The following is a 15,618-nucleotide window of genomic DNA, read 5'->3' as shown; positions in this document are numbered from 1 at the left end:
TAGCCCCCTCCTTGCTTGCGGGGAAGGGGTTGGGGGTAGGGTTCTTGTACCTTAATCAAGTGAGAACCACTATATGTAAACGAATTGATTCTAACCGGCGGGCATCCTGACTCACCCAATTTTGGTTTACAGTTGCGGGACAGCGCCGGATTTTCACCGGACTTTCCCCCTTGCATCCGATGGCTGCTCCCCATCAGAACCGATTGCAGTGACTATATAACCATTACTAATTTTGAGCCGCGATTTTTTACCGAAACAGTTCCCAGAGATGACAATTGTGCCTGCCTATTTCAATTTATAGGTACACTCCACCAAGCTAAACTATAAGGCTGAGTCGCTTCATTGAGCTTTTGACGAAACTGGACGCGGATTTTGTAATTCCCAGTAGCAACAACGGGGCAGAAAATATGTTCTACACTATCGATGTTGCTGATTGAGGAACAAACAGCAACAGCATTTGAATTTTGAGCATCAGCTTTTACTAAGTATAGGTCGAGATTATTCAAACCGCGATCGCGAAAATTTTCGCCCACGTCATATTGCTGGTTTTTATTTTTATCATTGAGTTCCACTAATCGATCCCAACTCAGGGTGACAGCAACAAAACTTCCCTGCTTTAACGGTTTTGCTAATATATAGTCAACAGATGTTCCAACATTGACTGTACGATAATCCCAACCAATAGCTGGCACCGCAGCTGATGGCGGCCATTCACCACCACTAAATTGCTGATAAGCGCGAAATGCATTCAAATGACCCGCTCCCATTTGGGCATCTAAGGGAATCTTTGGATCTTTATAAGCATCAGAATCTAGCCAGTTTTGATTTTGCTTATCAATTAGCGTTCGGCTCATTCCCAACCGCAAGCCATCACCGCTATCTTGGATTTTGTCTGCTGAATTCAGCAATACAGCTTTCATCACTTGATGATGCCGAGAATCGATGCTCCAGTGGGGTTGTTTTGCCCGCATTTGTCTGTCACCAAATTCCTGCAACAGAGCAACAGTAGCCGTAACTTGAGGCGCTGCAAAACTGGTACCTGTAACCTTGTTCAATTTGCCATCTGGATTGAGCAAAGGAATGTTATTCCCAGGAGCAACTAAACTGATAGCGCGACGGACACCAAGATTAAATTCCCTTCCAGCAAGCCTTCCACTCACTCCTTGGTTAGCACTGGCCAGATTAGCCACGTCTACTTTGTTAAAAACTCCCCCTCTGCGGGATGAAAAAGCCACGTTCAATCCGTTAAAATTATCTGTAGGAATGGGAATACCGCCCTTACCTTGATTGCCTGCGATCGCATACAAAACATCATGAACCCGACTAGACCAGTCAACACATAAAGTTAGCAAAGCATTGCCATCTAATGTAGCATCCGGTCGAGGATCGCGGCTCAGAGGTTCACCAAAGCTAAAGTTAATCGCACGGACATCGCCACCATTTTGTAATGCTATGTACTGGGCTGATAAGCACTCTTCCGCCTGACCCATGTTTTTAGTAGAACCCACCGCAGACGAATACAACTGCGCTCCCGGAGCAACTCCCGGCAAGGCTTTGTCTTTACTCACCATTACACCAGCAACATTGTAGGCGTGGGAGTCAACACCGCTATTTGATTTAGCTGGCCCATTGCGTAAGAATACTGCTGCTAAAGATATGGCACGATTTTTAGATACCGCCTTATCCCACCCAAACATTCCCGGTCGGCCAATTTCCACTTGACCAATAGCAATCTTACGACCGATTAAATTATAAGGAGGTTGGTGTAGCTTCAGAGCATCAATACCATTAGTTCCTAGTGCAGATTCTAAAGCTGAAGCAATTACCGGCGCACTCAGACAAGAAGCACTTAATCCCCAAATTATCCAGGTTAGTTTTTTAGTCATTTGTAATTTGTCATTGGTCATTCAATTTTAGATTTTGAATTTTCGATTTGGGATTGAAGGAAAAAGCGTTCGACTGACTTGTACTGAGCTATGCGTTACCCTAACCCTGCCGAAGAGTCAGGAGTTATTATTTTCCAGCACTCCCCATTCCCCAAAAAAGCCCGGATCAAAATTATGAGTCTTGCTCAATGTTTTGTTACAATGCGTACAGACGAGGACGCTTAAAAACCCACTAGCCATGACTCAAAACCTATCTCAAAAGCCCATTGTAATATCTCCATCTATCCTATCAGCCGATTTTAGTCGTCTGGGTGACGAAATTCGCTCCATAGACGCTGCTGGAGCGGATTGGATTCATGTTGATGTCATGGACGGTCGTTTTGTACCTAATATTACGATAGGCCCTCTGATTGTGGAGGCGATTCGTCCGGTTACGACCAAGCCACTAGATGTCCACTTGATGATTGTGGAGCCAGAAAAGTATGTTGAGGGATTTGCTAAGGCGGGTGCCGATATTATCTCCGTACACTGCGAGCATAATGCTTCCCCCCACCTGCACCGCACCTTGGGGCAAATTAAAGAGCTTGGTAAGAAAGCTGGAGTTGTACTTAATCCTGGTAGCCCTCTAGAGTTAATTGAATACGTTCTAGATTTGTGCGATTTAGTACTGATTATGAGCGTCAACCCTGGTTTTGGTGGTCAAAGTTTTATCCCTGGTGTGTTACCCAAAATCCGCAAGCTGCGTCAAATGTGTGATGAACGTGGTCTTGACCCTTGGATTGAAGTTGATGGAGGATTGAAGGCAAATAATACCTGGCAAGTTTTAGAAGCGGGAGCCAATGCAATTGTCGCCGGTTCAGCTGTATTTAACGCCAAGGATTATGCTGAGGCGATTACAGCAATTCGCAATAGCAAGCGTCCTACCCCAGAATTAGCCAAGGTTTAATTCATTTTTTGATTAACTGTACTCCACAAAAATCAGGTGAGCAAATTGCCCACCTGATTTTTATTTAGACATAAAAATACTGGAAGCTATTCAAGTTTTGAACTTCCAGTAGTTGCTATATAAATTGAAAGTTTAGAAACCACAGATAATCCAGGTTGGGAGGACTAGGATTACAATAGTCGAAAGAGAAGCGTATGAGATACTAGTTCTACCAGCCAAGACAACGATTTCACCGAAACTTTTCTATTTCCGATCCTGGTATTGGTGTTAAGCGTTTGCTTTATTAACTAAAGCAACACCAACAACAGTATAGAAAGTTTTATAAGCATTATTCGCACCGTCTGCAGTCGGTGAAAGCTGTGTGAAGTTTGGATTGGGAGAAGCTACCGCTCCAAATTCTCTTTGCTCAGACTTCCTCGAAAATAGAACCACCAATAGCAACGGTTGCATCATCGGTCTTGGTATAGGAGTTATTTACTCCAGGCAATGCTGACTACTCTTGTAATCATTTTGATTTATTTCATAGTCAGAACTAATCATTGATTTTATTTTTTAAAATTAACTTGTTTGCCAATCACCTCTTTTTTGGTTTAAGTTGTAGTTTTTACTAGTTTACCAATTTCATCAGTATATATTTGCCATATTGGCAGATTTTTTAAAAAAATATCATAATTAATCACTGTTATAGAAAACCTGCCATGCTATAAATTTTAAATTAGCGTAGCAGGCTCTCAGACACTTAATCAAGTTTAGGACAGAATCTATTGATTCCAAATAGTTGTTAATTAAATCCACAGCGTTTCAAGGAAATATCTTGAGCGCTTTCTGGATTTAATTGCGATTTAATTGATTGATGATCATTAATTTGGTGTGTCAATCTCTGATCTAAACTACCACCACGAATTTCTGTTTTTTGCTTTCCAACTACTTCCAAATAAGCTCGGTCTTTGATTTTACTAAGCAGCTTGATGATCCATTACTATCAGATATTGAATCATTAGCCTGTTTCAGCATTTTTAGGTTTTCACTTTGCTGTTGATTTGTTCTACTGGCTTTAGAGTTGTCTTTTAGCAATCGATTGTAGGTGCGATATGGAATGTAATGGAGAGGATTATAGCCAGCAAATCGCAGCATTAAAACACATGCCCAGGAATATTTTCCAGCAAGAATTGCTTCAACTACTTTGTCGAATTGTTGAGCCTTTACTGTCTTATCTAAGTTACTACTAATGCCAGCAATGTCTTGATTCATCATAGGTTTTAGTTTTCTGGGATGAAGTAAACTAGTTCAGTTTCTACGATTGTTGGTGTTTTAATTGAGATTTACAAACTGCACTAGCCTTTTTGCAGCTGTTTAATCGCTTCTGGGAAAATATCGTCAATGAGAGTGAAAGGTAAAAAGTTACCTTTGTCTTTTCATATAACTGGTAGAACAAAAATTTCACGTGGCTCTTGATAGATACAATTTTGTCCTCTTAAAGTTTTTCAACTCCTAATTCAATAAAATTTTATCTGTTCACCTGCTTGTATTTCTTACTACTGCTGAATTAAGCATTTTCCGGGAATTTTGCATATTTTTTTCGGCTAGTAGAGAAAATTTATTGATCTTTGAGCGTTAATAAGGCTATTCGTATTTATACTATTTTTTGTAGCTAATGTCATCTACTAAACTAGCAGATTTATAAGCTAAATTTACTGGATGTATTTCGATACATACTTCTATATTGTGCAACTTTTAATTTTGTCCTCCTTTACTAATTTATGAGGGGTAAGACCCCTCATCCGATATCAATTTAAACCCTTTATTATTATCGAGTCGCTAGAAAATATTACCATTAACCATAAGCTAAAGCAACTTGTAAAAAGAGTAATGTATAGAGAATTTAAAACCCGTGAGTAGCCATAGGTCTTGAAAATCTTTTTAAATATTTTCAATTAAATAATGTTATTGATTAACCTGGGAACTATTGATATACAAAGGCTACAGCTTTAGCTTATCTAAATAAAATGACTGTAAACTGATCATGATCATCTACCAGGAATCACAGATAGCCTAGTTTAAAAAAAGAATTAGTGGTTAGTAGTAATATATATAGTTTTAATTATTATCAACTTAGTTAAGCAAAAGACCTGTGACGGGATGCTTTCAAAGCTAGTAATATTTGCATTTTTTGAAAGGGTAGTCTTGAATTCTCAATCCTTCAACTCTTACCATTACTGAAATTTTCTTTCGCTTCCGGAAACACTCAGAAAATAAAATCAGAAATCTAGACTCTGCTTTCATTTGACAATGCACATACTATAGCAATCCTAAATAATTCGTGAACAACGAGATCCCGGCTTCTTAGAGAAGTCGAGGATCTTAGTCTTGTGATTTGAACGAAATCAAATAGGATTGCTATATACCAATACGCTTGGGTTAGCGCCAAAAACCTTAAACTGTGTAGGTTGGGGAGCCACTGCGCCCTTGCGGTTTCCCGACTTGTCTCTTGCGTGTCTCCTTTGGGAGAAGCAAGTGGCGTTTGAGGAACGAAACCCAACATTTGTCGTGCTTTGTTGGGTTTCACGATCTTCAACCCAACCTACAATTATCCTTAACCCAAGCGTATTGTGCTATGTACGTGGAATACGACCGTTCGTAGGTTAGCACATCTGTGCTAACCTACGTGTGTTGCATCAAAATGAGAACCACTTTGATAGCCAATCAATTAATAACTAAGTAAATTCCCCAAATCGCCATTGCCCGTAAGTAAGTGCTAGCACGGAAAGTACCAGATGCGGTGATAGCTTCAGGTGTGCGAAATTGCAGACCATTGTCGTAAATTTGCTCCACCACAGCTTGCGTCAACCTCAAGGCTTCATCCTTCATTCCCATCTGCACAAGAAAAGCCGCCAGCCCAAAGTTTATCCCCGTCCAGACTTCTAGGGGATGAGTAGCTTTAGGATTTTCCGGTGAACCGTCAGGACGAACACCATTAGCAGCACCAAACTCACCCTTGCAGAATTTCAAAAAACACGCATCATAAACAGTTTTCAGAGCAGAGAAGGCCCGATCTCTCGGTACAATATCAGGTAAGTCCAGCAGACGAGCATAAAACTGTCCGCACAGTTGATCTGCCATTACCACATCGGAACCACTCTCACTATCAAGTTTGTAATATTGCCCATTCCAAAGTTTTTGGTCATAGATGGGGCGAGATTGTTCCAACCAAGCTTCATAGATGGATTTTTGTAACGCCAACTCTTCTGCGTTACCTCGGCGGTGCGTTAATAGAACTTCGCTGATTGCGATCGCAGCCTCTAGCGCCGCTAACCACAAGCCACCACAATAGGCACTCACACCCTGTAACCGCCAATCATCAAAGGTTTGGTCAGGCGCACCAGAATTTTCCGGAATCCCATCGCCATCAAGGTCAAAGGTTTTTAGGTAGTCGAGGGTTTGAACGATCGCATTCCAACAGTCTGCCAGGAATTCTACATCGTCAGCACCCGTGAGCAAAAAATCGCGGTATACTTGCAAGACGAAATCACTACCCAAATCCTTCCACAAATTGCAATCTTGATAGCTCGTGTAGTTGGTTTTCTCCCAGACGTGTTCATTCGGTGCGCCTAAATCGTGGGGTGTTGCACCTGCGACTTTGCGAACTGCAATCGGGCTTTCTGCCTTAATTGTCATATAATAGCCAATGATTCGGGGAGTATGATCACCTTGAGGAATTGCCCGTGCAAATGCCCGCATCACCGACTTTTCCAGTTCTGGAAACAGCATCAGCAGCGCAAAAGAGCCATATAACCGCACATCTAGACTTTCATACCAACGATAATCTAAGCACTCCAGCACTGCAAACTGACCGATGGGGTCAAGTTCCGATGCAGCACTCCAGAGAGTACCGCCGCTAGTGAGGTCGTAAAGCTCATTAAATAGAGCCATTTTAAACCAGTCGGGTAAATCTTCCCGGCCGAGAATGGGTTGTTGCCAAGTTTGAATCTGCGATCGCCAGGTTTGGTATTCTTGTAGGGCAGTGGATGCGATCGCCCAAGCATTATTACCACTTTTACTAAAAAAGTCTGTATATCTGCGGTAATAGTTAACTCCAGCTGCAAATTCTGTGATCGGCAAATCCCAAGCGACGACAAAGGGGATTTCGAGAGTTTCGCCTGGTTGGAGAGTGAAACGGATTGCGATCGCAGCCCCTAATTGTGTATTCTCTGTTGCTGGAGTCGGATCTAGATAATTAGGCAAAGAACCATCTTTAGCAAAGCTTTGCCATATTTCCTCACCCGTTCCTTCAGGATTCCATCGGCTGTGGTGAAATATTTCCACTTGGGGATGCTTCACCGTGGCAATACACCAAGTTCCGTCACCTTCTTGTAAAAGTTCATTACTGCCAACCCGATCTAAAACACAGCCAAACTGTTGTGTATTTTCAACAATTTGGTTATAGTTTCCTTGACTTTCGCCCCAGCGTGGTTGATATTCGTAAACCGGACTACCATCATCGCGCACCTGCACTTGGGGAGATTTGAGGGCGTTTGTAAACCAGCCCACCATATTTTGCCAAGTTAGGATAATGCTGAGAGTAATAGGTGCATCTGTGGAGTTATGAGCATTCCAGAGGAATATCGCCACAGGGTAGCTAGTTTCTTGGTAATTACCTGCCCAGATTGGTGAAAACTGCTCACAAGTCAACTGTGCTTGAAAGACATTTTCATATACAAACCAGCTACGCGGATATAGCGCGTGATAATTGCCCGTCCCCTCTGTGCCGGGGAATGTCGGATACCATTGCCAAGCCTTGAGAGTGCGATCGTCGGGCGCTTGCGTAGATAAAGCGTAGGCTTGGGAAGATGTACCATTGGATTCAAACACACTGAATTGACAAGCGGGGACATTTTTGAAGGTATGCTCACCGCCGTCGATGTGCCACAGGTTAAAATCTCCCCGTGAAGAACGACCGATGCAACCTGCACCAAAGCCGCCTAAAGGCATACCATGCCAAGGACCATCATCGATATTACTTGCATAGCGGACGGTATAAGGTTTGTCCCAGCCTAAGCCGATGGGACGGCTCCAAGTGCAAAAGGGAATTTCTGGAGAGAGTTGATTTGTCATCGCCTAATGTTACAGCGTGCAGTTACGTCAATGAAGACTAGCGCGACGTGTGATTTTTCTCAAGTCATTTGGGTGCGGCTCTTGTGATAATACTGAAATAGCAGATTCAGTTTTGAGAATTTTGGAGTTTTACCCCGATTTATTGAGCCGTTACTGAATAAGTCTTTAAGCTAAGTAACTGGTTAGAAGCACTCTTAGTTAGTAGTTAGTGTCTATTTTACGCACTAGTGACTACTTTTGAGTTATCGCTGAAGACCTCAATAATTATATTGATTTATACCCAGTTACTTATCTTGATTTTTTATACATATCTCAAAGATTATGCGAATCATACATATTTTGAATCACGTTCAAGAAATAGGTAACGGTATTGTGAATGTGGCTGTGGACTTGGCTTGTTTACAGGCAAAATCTGGTCATGAAGTAGCAGTTATTTCTGCTGGTGGTGAATATGAGAAATTACTAAATAATTGTGGCGTCAAACACTACCAACTAGACCAAACGAGGAAACCGATAAGTATGATCAAAGCGGCTATGGGTTATCGAGCGATCGCAGCTGAATTTCAGCCTAATATTGTTCATGCTCACATGATGACCGGAGTCATACTAGCACGTATTTTTAAAGGACATAAGTATGCTTTAGTTTCCACAGTCCATAACGAATTTCAGCGTTCCAGTCTGCTGATGGGTTTAGCTGACAGGGTAATTGCCGTCAGTAAGGCTGTGCGAAATTCTATGGCAAAGCGCGGTATCCCAGAAAACAAGTTGCGGGTGGTATGCAATGGAACTTTGGGCAGTCCCCGCACGCGACAAATACAGGATTATCAACCTTTACCATTACACCGTCCAGCGATCGCCACTGTAGCCGGGATGTATCAACGTAAGGGAATTACTGAATTAATCGCTGCCTTTGAAAAAATTGCCTCAGATTTTCCCCAAGCGCACCTTTATTTGGTAGGAAATGGCCCTGATAAACAGCTATTTGAGGCACAAGCACAAGCAACTTCTGTAAAAGAACGCATTCATTTTGAAGGCTTCCAGCCGGAACCTCAACGCTATCTGATATCTTGTGACATATTTGTGTTGGCTTCCCATCGTGACCCTTGCCCTCTGGTACTTTCGGAAGCTAGGGAAGCTGGAACTGCGATCGTTGGAACTCAAGTAGATGGGATTCCTGAAGCTTTGGACAATGGGCAAGCAGGTCTTTTAGTGCCAGTAAAAGATAGTAATGCTTTGGCTGGGGTTTTAGTGCAATTACTGAGTAGTGGCGAGATGCTGCACGAGTGGAAACAACGGGCAAATCAAAACCTAGAGTGGCTGAGTGTTGCCCGCGTTCATCAGGAAACACTGGTAGTGTATCGTGAATTAATTACAGATTGACGCACTCCCCCGCATGAATGACGAGGGCGCGTTTTTAAGTCAAAGACCAAGCTATTTATATCGTACCCGGTGGCATTGAGAAAGTTATTAGCTACATCTGGAACATTAACAAGAAAAGTCAGGTATGAGAGAGGGTTTTTGATTTGAAAGTGTTTGCATCCAAAGCAACAGTACAGGGGTGAATGTGTCCTATTTTCCCTGTAGTGGGTTACTGTGGAGGATTTATACGTTGCCCCGTGAAAGTGAACGTCAACTCTAGTGGGACATTATCTTTGAGCGGATTTGCGTTTAGTGAGAACAACCTCAGTGTTACTGTTCCTTGCACTATCCCAGCTTTCGGATCAAATGTCGCACGATAATCGGTTCTGGTAATTTTGCCGGGTAATGTCGCTGTTGGGTAATTAAAGTCAAGTCCCGTGGCAGTAATCTCTCTGTCGGAGGTACACTTCCAACTGCCCTGTATATTACCAAAAGGTTGAAAAGGGGGAACATTACTTTGGACTGAGGCACTAGAAACAAAGTTGCCATCTTGACTGAACGTTGTAATCCCACGAAACGAACCGAAGTTACCAGAATTTGTCGTGAGATACGTGCCTGTCACCAATTTGCGACAATCCGTTATCGATTCAGCTTCGGCTTTGTGCAGATTCACAAAGTCCGGAATAGTGAGTGCCGACAATACACAAATCGTTAACGTGGCAGCATTAAAAGGGCTGCGGATAAATGACCCTAGCATAATAAATTTCTCCAGATAGCCTAGTAATTTCAGTAGTCGATGATGTTAACTAGAAATAATCGTCAGCTTTGGGTGGTTATGGGCTACTGCGGTAGTATCCACTCCCGACAATTCTATGTATGAGCAAATAAACTTATTCAACTTCAGGAAAAGTTTATAGCTGGATACTTTTCGATAACAACTACCGACAGCTACTTGACAAGCGTTAAATATGGTGTACTAGGCTGCTTCTTCTAACCAGCCCTTTGCGAGTCCTGCCCTAACGAAGGGTAATGCCTTGAAATCCTGTGGATAAACATCATGTGCAAAAGGGTAGGGCAGGTTGGGTTATGGGCAATGGAGGAGTTGGGGAGAAACAAACTTGATAAGGAAGGTTGAGTATTAGGGGAGGGGGTAGTTTTATATTAATCCCTCTCAGTAACTCAAATAAATTTTTTCGTAAATCTACGTAACTTTATAAACACTGGTTTTGCCCAATTTCCACCTAGCAAATCGTGCAGCAGAATATAAAAACAGAGGATGATAAATAGTGTCAGCATTGTTGCGTAGGCGTAGCCCGTCGTAGACATCGCCATCCCAAAGAAAACTACAATTCCTAAAGGCTGCAAAAACTCAGAACCTTCACCAATGCCCAATGCCAAGGGAAACAGTCCCAAAATGGTAGTAACTGTGGTCATGATAATTGGGCGCAAGCGTTGAGGAGCAGCTTTGATGATCGCAATTTGGCGAGTGCAACCTTCTTCTTCCCGAATTTGGTTCGCCAGTTCCACCATGAGAATTTCCGCGTTCACCACAATTCCCACCAGCAACACGACACCAACAATTACAGTTGCCCCAATTGCAGTATGGGTAATGTAAAGTCCAAAAATTCCTCCAGCTAACGCCAGTGGTACGGTGAAGATAATTACCAACGGGTCAATCAGCGAATTGTATTGCACTGCCATGACTACAAAGATTAAGAAGACTGCCAATGCCCCCAAAGTTTTTAAAGCATCTTGAAGCTGCTGATTAGTTTCTTGGGCAGAACTAGGCACAATTGAAACGCCATCAGGTAAGTCTACATCCTCAAGTACCTGGTTGACTTCTGCGATCGCTTCACCAAGACTAGCTCCCTCGCTGAGATTACCTGCCACAATAAAAGCTTGGCGTTGATTAATCCGTTGCACCTCACCAGGCGCTTGACCTTCTTGAATGTTCGCAACATCTGAAAGGCGGATTAGGTGATTGTTTTCTGTAAATAGCGGTAATTGCTCTAGCTGGGAAGGACGCTGAATGGCTTCCTTATTTAGCTGTACCCGCACATCAACTAAACGATTACCGCGTTGAATTTGCGTGGGAACTGAACCTTCAATTGCTGTTTGAACTGTTGCACCAATTTCTTGAGCGCTCAACCCTAAAGCTGAAACCCTTTCTCAGTCAGGGCGAATTTGGATTTCCGGTTGTCGGGGGTCGGCATCTGGTCGGAATGTCGCTAATTTTGCCCTTTCCTGCAATGCTTGCAACACTTGCGCCCCTGCTTGCGTTAAGTTTTCTTCATTTTCACCTTGCAGAATCACGTCAACTTCTGACCCTTGCACTGGAGAATTACTCAAGATTAAACCCCGCACCTGACCAGGAGTGAGGCGCAGCAGAATTCCTGCTAAGTTGAGTTTGTTAAATTCCTGAGTTACTTTTTTGACGAAGGCTTCGACATCTGTGCCTCGTTTTAGATTGATGGTGCTGCTGGCACGTAAAGGATTTTCTGTAGTATTGCTGCCAAATAAATTACCACCCACGGTTGTGAAAGCAGACTCGGTTTCTGGTTGTTTGAGCAAAATGTCATCGACAATTTGCATAACTTTCTTTGAAGTTGCTAAAGGTGTACCGGGAGGAAACTGCGCTCTCAAGTTAGCTTGACCAGTACTGATCCGGGGTAAAATTTCTTGAGGAATTTGACCAAACATCAAGAAGCTACTACCGCCTAAAATTAGCAAAGCAGCCGTAACTACGAGGAGCCGATAGCGTAAAATCTTGGTTAAAAAGTTACCGTATCCCCGTGTAGCATCTTCAAATCGGTGATTAAACTGTCTAAGCAGCCAAAATTCACTTATCCGACTAGACCAGGGAATTGCTAAGAGTCGAGAAGACAGCATTGGCACTACTGTAATCGCAACGACAAGAGAGGCTGCGACTGCGAAGCTAATTGTCAAAATCAGTTCATTAAAGAGCAGTGCAATAAAGCCGCCAATTAAGAGAAATGGCACTACAGAAACTAAGTTGGCACCTGTAGCAGCAATTAAAGCAGATTCTACTTCTTGGGAAGCAGCGATCGCACTGTCAATAAAGAATTTGGAATTTCTCCCCGAATCCCCTTCTTTGCTCTCTCTTTGATTGGGAGTCATCTCGGCTTTTTCGGAAATGTTCTCTAGGATCACAACCGATGTATCAATTGCTTGGCCGACTCCTAATGTTAGACCTGCTAAACTAAACACATTCAAAGTCAAGCCAAATATTTTCATCAGAGCGATCGCTGCTAGAGTACACAGGGGAATCGTCAAACTGATAATAAATGTTTGCCTGAATGATCCCAAAAACAACAACACTGCTGCGGCTGCTAACAATGCTCCAGAAATCCCCGAAAAGATGACATCATTTAAAGAATTACGGATGAACACAGATTCATCTGTGGTGGGACTCAAAGTCATGTCTGCTGGAATTAAACCCGATTGCCGTAATTGTTCAATTCGCCGCTTCACAGCATCTACAACTGTGATCGTATTCGCCTCCGGCTGCTTTTGGATTGAAAATTTCACCGCAGGCTGACGATTGAGGTAAACAAATACTCGCTGGTCTTCTGTGTCGTCAATTACCTCCGCAAAGTCTCGCAAATAAACGCGGCCGGAAGGAATAGGGGAGGCAGGGGAAGCAGAGGAGGCAGGGGAAGAAGAGGAAACTTCCAAGGAAAGGTTTTCAATTTCCTTGGCATTTTGGAAACGTCCGACAGTCCGCGTCAATGGCTCAGAATTTTGCCCCAGAATCCGACCACCAGAAGTATCTTGGTTACGGGCTGTTAATTCAGCCAATACATCATTTAACCCCACGCCCAAAGCTTGCAATCGGTTTAAGTCAACAAGCACTCGTACTTCTTCCTCAGCACCACCAGATACATCAACTGAGGCGACTCCCGGCACGACACTGAGTTCACGGGTTAACTCTTCATCAGCAAATACGCGTAAATCTTTACCTGGCAACGAGGCAGATGTCAGTGCCAATTCATAAACCGGCAATTGGGAAGGATCGACTTTAAATAAGCGCGGCTCCTCTATCGTATCTGGCAGTTGCCCTCGGCCTCGGTTAAAAGCAGCAGTAGCATCATTTAGGGCTTGGTCAATATCGCCTCCAGGCTGGAAGTATAAATCGAGGCTTACCTGTCCTTCACGGGTACGAGAGAAAACTTGTACTACATTCTCGGTTGCCGATAAAGCTTCTTCCAAGGGTCTGGTGATTTCATCTACTGCTACTTCTGGTGAAATACCAGGAGCTTCTAGCCGGACGCCAATTCGTGGATAGGTAATTGACGGTAGAAGATCGACTTGAATGGTTGTGAGAAAAAATACCCCAATGACAATTACTGCCACGGTGAGCATGAGTGTGCCAATGTGTTGGCGGATAGCGATCGCTCCGGCTTTAAACAACTTCTGCTGCCGTTCTGAGTCTGCCTGAGCTTGTAACACTTCTAGCCGCGCCCGTTCAACCTCTGCACGGGCATTGCTTACCTGATTGTTTGCCCTTGCTACTTCTGATTTCAGGGCTGCTAGTTCTGCTTCTGTTTGCTTTAATTCGGTCGAAAGTATGGCATCATCTAACTGCCCGACGTTTTGCCCAAGCTTTACTGTATCGCCCACATCAAGGTTCAGAGCCAATAACCGTGCTTCTACTTGCGATCGCACTGATACAATCCGAAAGGGTGCTGTATTACCTATATATTCTGGTTGTTTTTGCAGCAAGTCAGTTCGAGCGATCGCCACATCTACAGACGTTGCATTAACACGTTGTCCACTACCAGGACTCTAAGATTCTGCATCAGCCGATTCTTTGGGCAACGCTCCACAATTCGCTGTCAGCAGTCCTATCCCCAGCAAACAGGGAATCAATAGTATAGGTGCAAAAGGGGAAGACACCTTTGTGTCAACGCTACTCTTTACATTTGCGACAGCCACATCAGTATTCACAACTGAATCTAACAGGATATTAATTACCTGGTTAGCGGCTGCGAAAAATGAGATTTTCGCCTGCTTTTGCGGCTTATTTATGTCCAAAATCATTTATTTTTCTCCTATTTGGGGAGCTTTTGGGGTTAAACAGCCGTGCATTACCAAGTAATTTTGAGAGATTATGACTAATGAAAAGCGGCGAGGTCAATTAGCTATCTTCTTGCAGAATCTTGTATCAAAAACTACTTTTTATCACGAAAAATTCTCACCACTTTAACTCATTACATCGAGTAGACAGCTTTTTAGCTGACGATGCAATTCTTAACTTAGTATAAATATTTTTAAATTTCTTGCAATCTGCCGCTAGTAGAAGACTTGCGTTTCCTGAAGATATAAGACTTTTACGCCCCTACTTCTAAAATGGGCAGTATCAAATAACTGTACTTAGGCTTATATAGCCAAATTTACGATAGCAAAATGCCTAGTAATTTTTACGCCTGATCTAATATATTAAGAATAGTAAACATATATTGCTTTTTTTGAGGCTGTAATCTTTTGCTCAAGCGATCGCATATACAGCAAAGAAAAGACCGATATCGACTACAGCCGCCAAATATTAGGTGAGGAAAGTTACGAGTGACATCATTGCTAAAAATTGCACAAACTGCTGACGAATCCCAGATTTGGGAATTTTTCCAGGAATCAATGGGAAAGTGGCGATCGCAACGACGCTACTACACCCTCCCAGAGGGAGAAACCAAGGAGATGGAGAGTATAGTTACGATCAATTTTCTAGAGCAGGGCTGTGATGAATTGCAAAAACTAGCTCAAATGCACGATTTGCGTGATACAGGTAGTTTGATCTGTGGTGCAGCAGTTACATGGGAAAGTACGGACGTGCTGAAGGCCAGGAAAGAGTCGCAAGGTTCAACATTATTTGGAGTTATGGGAAACATTTTATATCGCGATCGCGGTTTTGCCATATCCAAACCAGTCACCGCCCAGTATTATTTCTCCAACCCGAAAACACTGTTTTTGCGAACTGAGTACAGTGGTTCAGTGTTTGAAGAAGAGTTAAAGCTAATTGGCAGCAAATACCGCACCAGACAAACCATCATCTCCCGTGCAAGTCAGGAGTTGATGATTGGTCAATATTTAGAAAAGAGAGTGGATTAGTTTATCTCGTGGGTGCGGTTTCCTATAGCCTCACCCGTTTTGGACTAGCCAGCACTTAGCTATCAACTGGTAATATAACTTTTTATAACATTTTTTTAAACTTTTCCCCAGAAAGCTACTTGCCATGCCATCATGGGAAGTGAAATGAGAATTAATTCGGCGACAGTGTTTGTTATTAGTATTGACAGG

6 protein-coding genes, 3 pseudogenes and 1 riboswitch are annotated in these 15,618 nt (G+C 43.0%); of the genes and pseudogenes, 3 read left to right on the top strand and 6 right to left on the bottom strand.

Annotated features, from left to right (window positions below; all coding sequences use genetic code 11):
- Window positions 1–79 precede the first annotated feature (79 nt).
- A riboswitch (cobalamin riboswitch) is annotated at window positions 80–219 on the bottom strand.
- Between the two features lie 71 nt (window positions 220–290).
- Window positions 291–1,886 carry a S8 family serine peptidase gene (locus V7K31_RS21305; RefSeq protein WP_335096686.1) on the bottom strand — a complete coding sequence of 532 codons (1,596 nt, stop codon included), beginning with the start codon at window positions 1,884–1,886 and terminating at the stop codon, window positions 291–293.
- A 238-nt stretch (window positions 1,887–2,124) separates the two neighbouring features.
- Here V7K31_RS21305 and rpe point away from each other — a divergent pair, with 238 nt between their 5' ends.
- Window positions 2,125–2,832: a ribulose-phosphate 3-epimerase gene (rpe, locus tag V7K31_RS21300; protein WP_335096685.1), complete on the top strand. Its 708-nt coding sequence runs from the start codon at window positions 2,125–2,127 to the stop codon at window positions 2,830–2,832.
- A gap of 781 nt (window positions 2,833–3,613) precedes the next feature.
- Here the strand turns inward: rpe and V7K31_RS21295 are convergent.
- A pseudogene (locus tag V7K31_RS21295) lies at window positions 3,614–4,083 on the bottom strand (HetP family heterocyst commitment protein).
- Between the two features lie 1,452 nt (window positions 4,084–5,535).
- Window positions 5,536–7,944 (bottom strand): GH116 family glycosyl hydrolase, encoded by a 2,409-nt coding sequence (locus tag V7K31_RS21290; RefSeq protein WP_335096684.1) that lies wholly within the window; start codon window positions 7,942–7,944, stop codon window positions 5,536–5,538.
- Between the two features lie 321 nt (window positions 7,945–8,265).
- On the opposite strand from V7K31_RS21290, the gene V7K31_RS21285 reads away from it, so the two are divergent.
- Window positions 8,266–9,324, top strand: a complete 1,059-nt coding sequence (locus V7K31_RS21285; RefSeq protein WP_335096683.1) for a glycosyltransferase family 4 protein — start codon at window positions 8,266–8,268, stop codon at window positions 9,322–9,324.
- A gap of 208 nt (window positions 9,325–9,532) precedes the next feature.
- On the opposite strand, the gene V7K31_RS21280 is transcribed toward V7K31_RS21285, so the two are convergent.
- The 3 genes and pseudogenes from V7K31_RS21280 to V7K31_RS21270 all read right to left on the bottom strand — a co-directional run.
- Entirely contained in the window at window positions 9,533–10,060 is a 528-nt protein-coding gene (locus V7K31_RS21280; RefSeq protein ID WP_335096682.1) for a hypothetical protein, read from the bottom strand.
- Window positions 10,061–10,482: 422 nt separating this feature from the next.
- Window positions 10,483–13,686: pseudogene (locus V7K31_RS21275) on the bottom strand (efflux RND transporter permease subunit).
- Window positions 13,687–13,710: 24 nt separating this feature from the next.
- Window positions 13,711–14,364: pseudogene (locus V7K31_RS21270) on the bottom strand (efflux RND transporter periplasmic adaptor subunit); the annotation flags it as partial.
- 525 nt (window positions 14,365–14,889) lie between these two features.
- Between V7K31_RS21270 and V7K31_RS21265 the strand changes: the two are divergent.
- A complete protein-coding gene (locus V7K31_RS21265; RefSeq protein WP_335096681.1) occupies window positions 14,890–15,429 on the top strand; it encodes a phycobiliprotein lyase in 540 nt (179 codons plus the stop codon).
- Window positions 15,430–15,618: the final 189 nt, after the last annotated feature.

The sequence above is a fragment of the Nostoc sp. genome (assembly GCF_036917675.1).
Taxonomy (GTDB): Bacteria; Cyanobacteriota; Cyanobacteriia; order Cyanobacteriales; family Nostocaceae; genus Nostoc.
The sequence above is the reverse complement of the archived record's forward strand: the minus strand, read 5'-3'. Positions and strand labels throughout refer to the sequence as shown.

What these genes read in the sequence shown, in the direction of transcription:
- V7K31_RS21305 (WP_335096686.1), bottom strand. Translation starts at nt 1,886, where the DNA reads ATGACTAAAAAACTAACCTGGATAATTTGGGGATTAAGTGCTTCTTGT.
- rpe (WP_335096685.1), top strand. Translation starts at nt 2,125, where the DNA reads ATGACTCAAAACCTATCTCAAAAGCCCATTGTAATATCTCCATCTATC.
- V7K31_RS21290 (WP_335096684.1), bottom strand. Translation starts at nt 7,944, where the DNA reads ATGACAAATCAACTCTCTCCAGAAATTCCCTTTTGCACTTGGAGCCGT.
- V7K31_RS21285 (WP_335096683.1), top strand. Translation starts at nt 8,266, where the DNA reads ATGCGAATCATACATATTTTGAATCACGTTCAAGAAATAGGTAACGGT.
- V7K31_RS21280 (WP_335096682.1), bottom strand. Translation starts at nt 10,060, where the DNA reads ATGCTAGGGTCATTTATCCGCAGCCCTTTTAATGCTGCCACGTTAACG.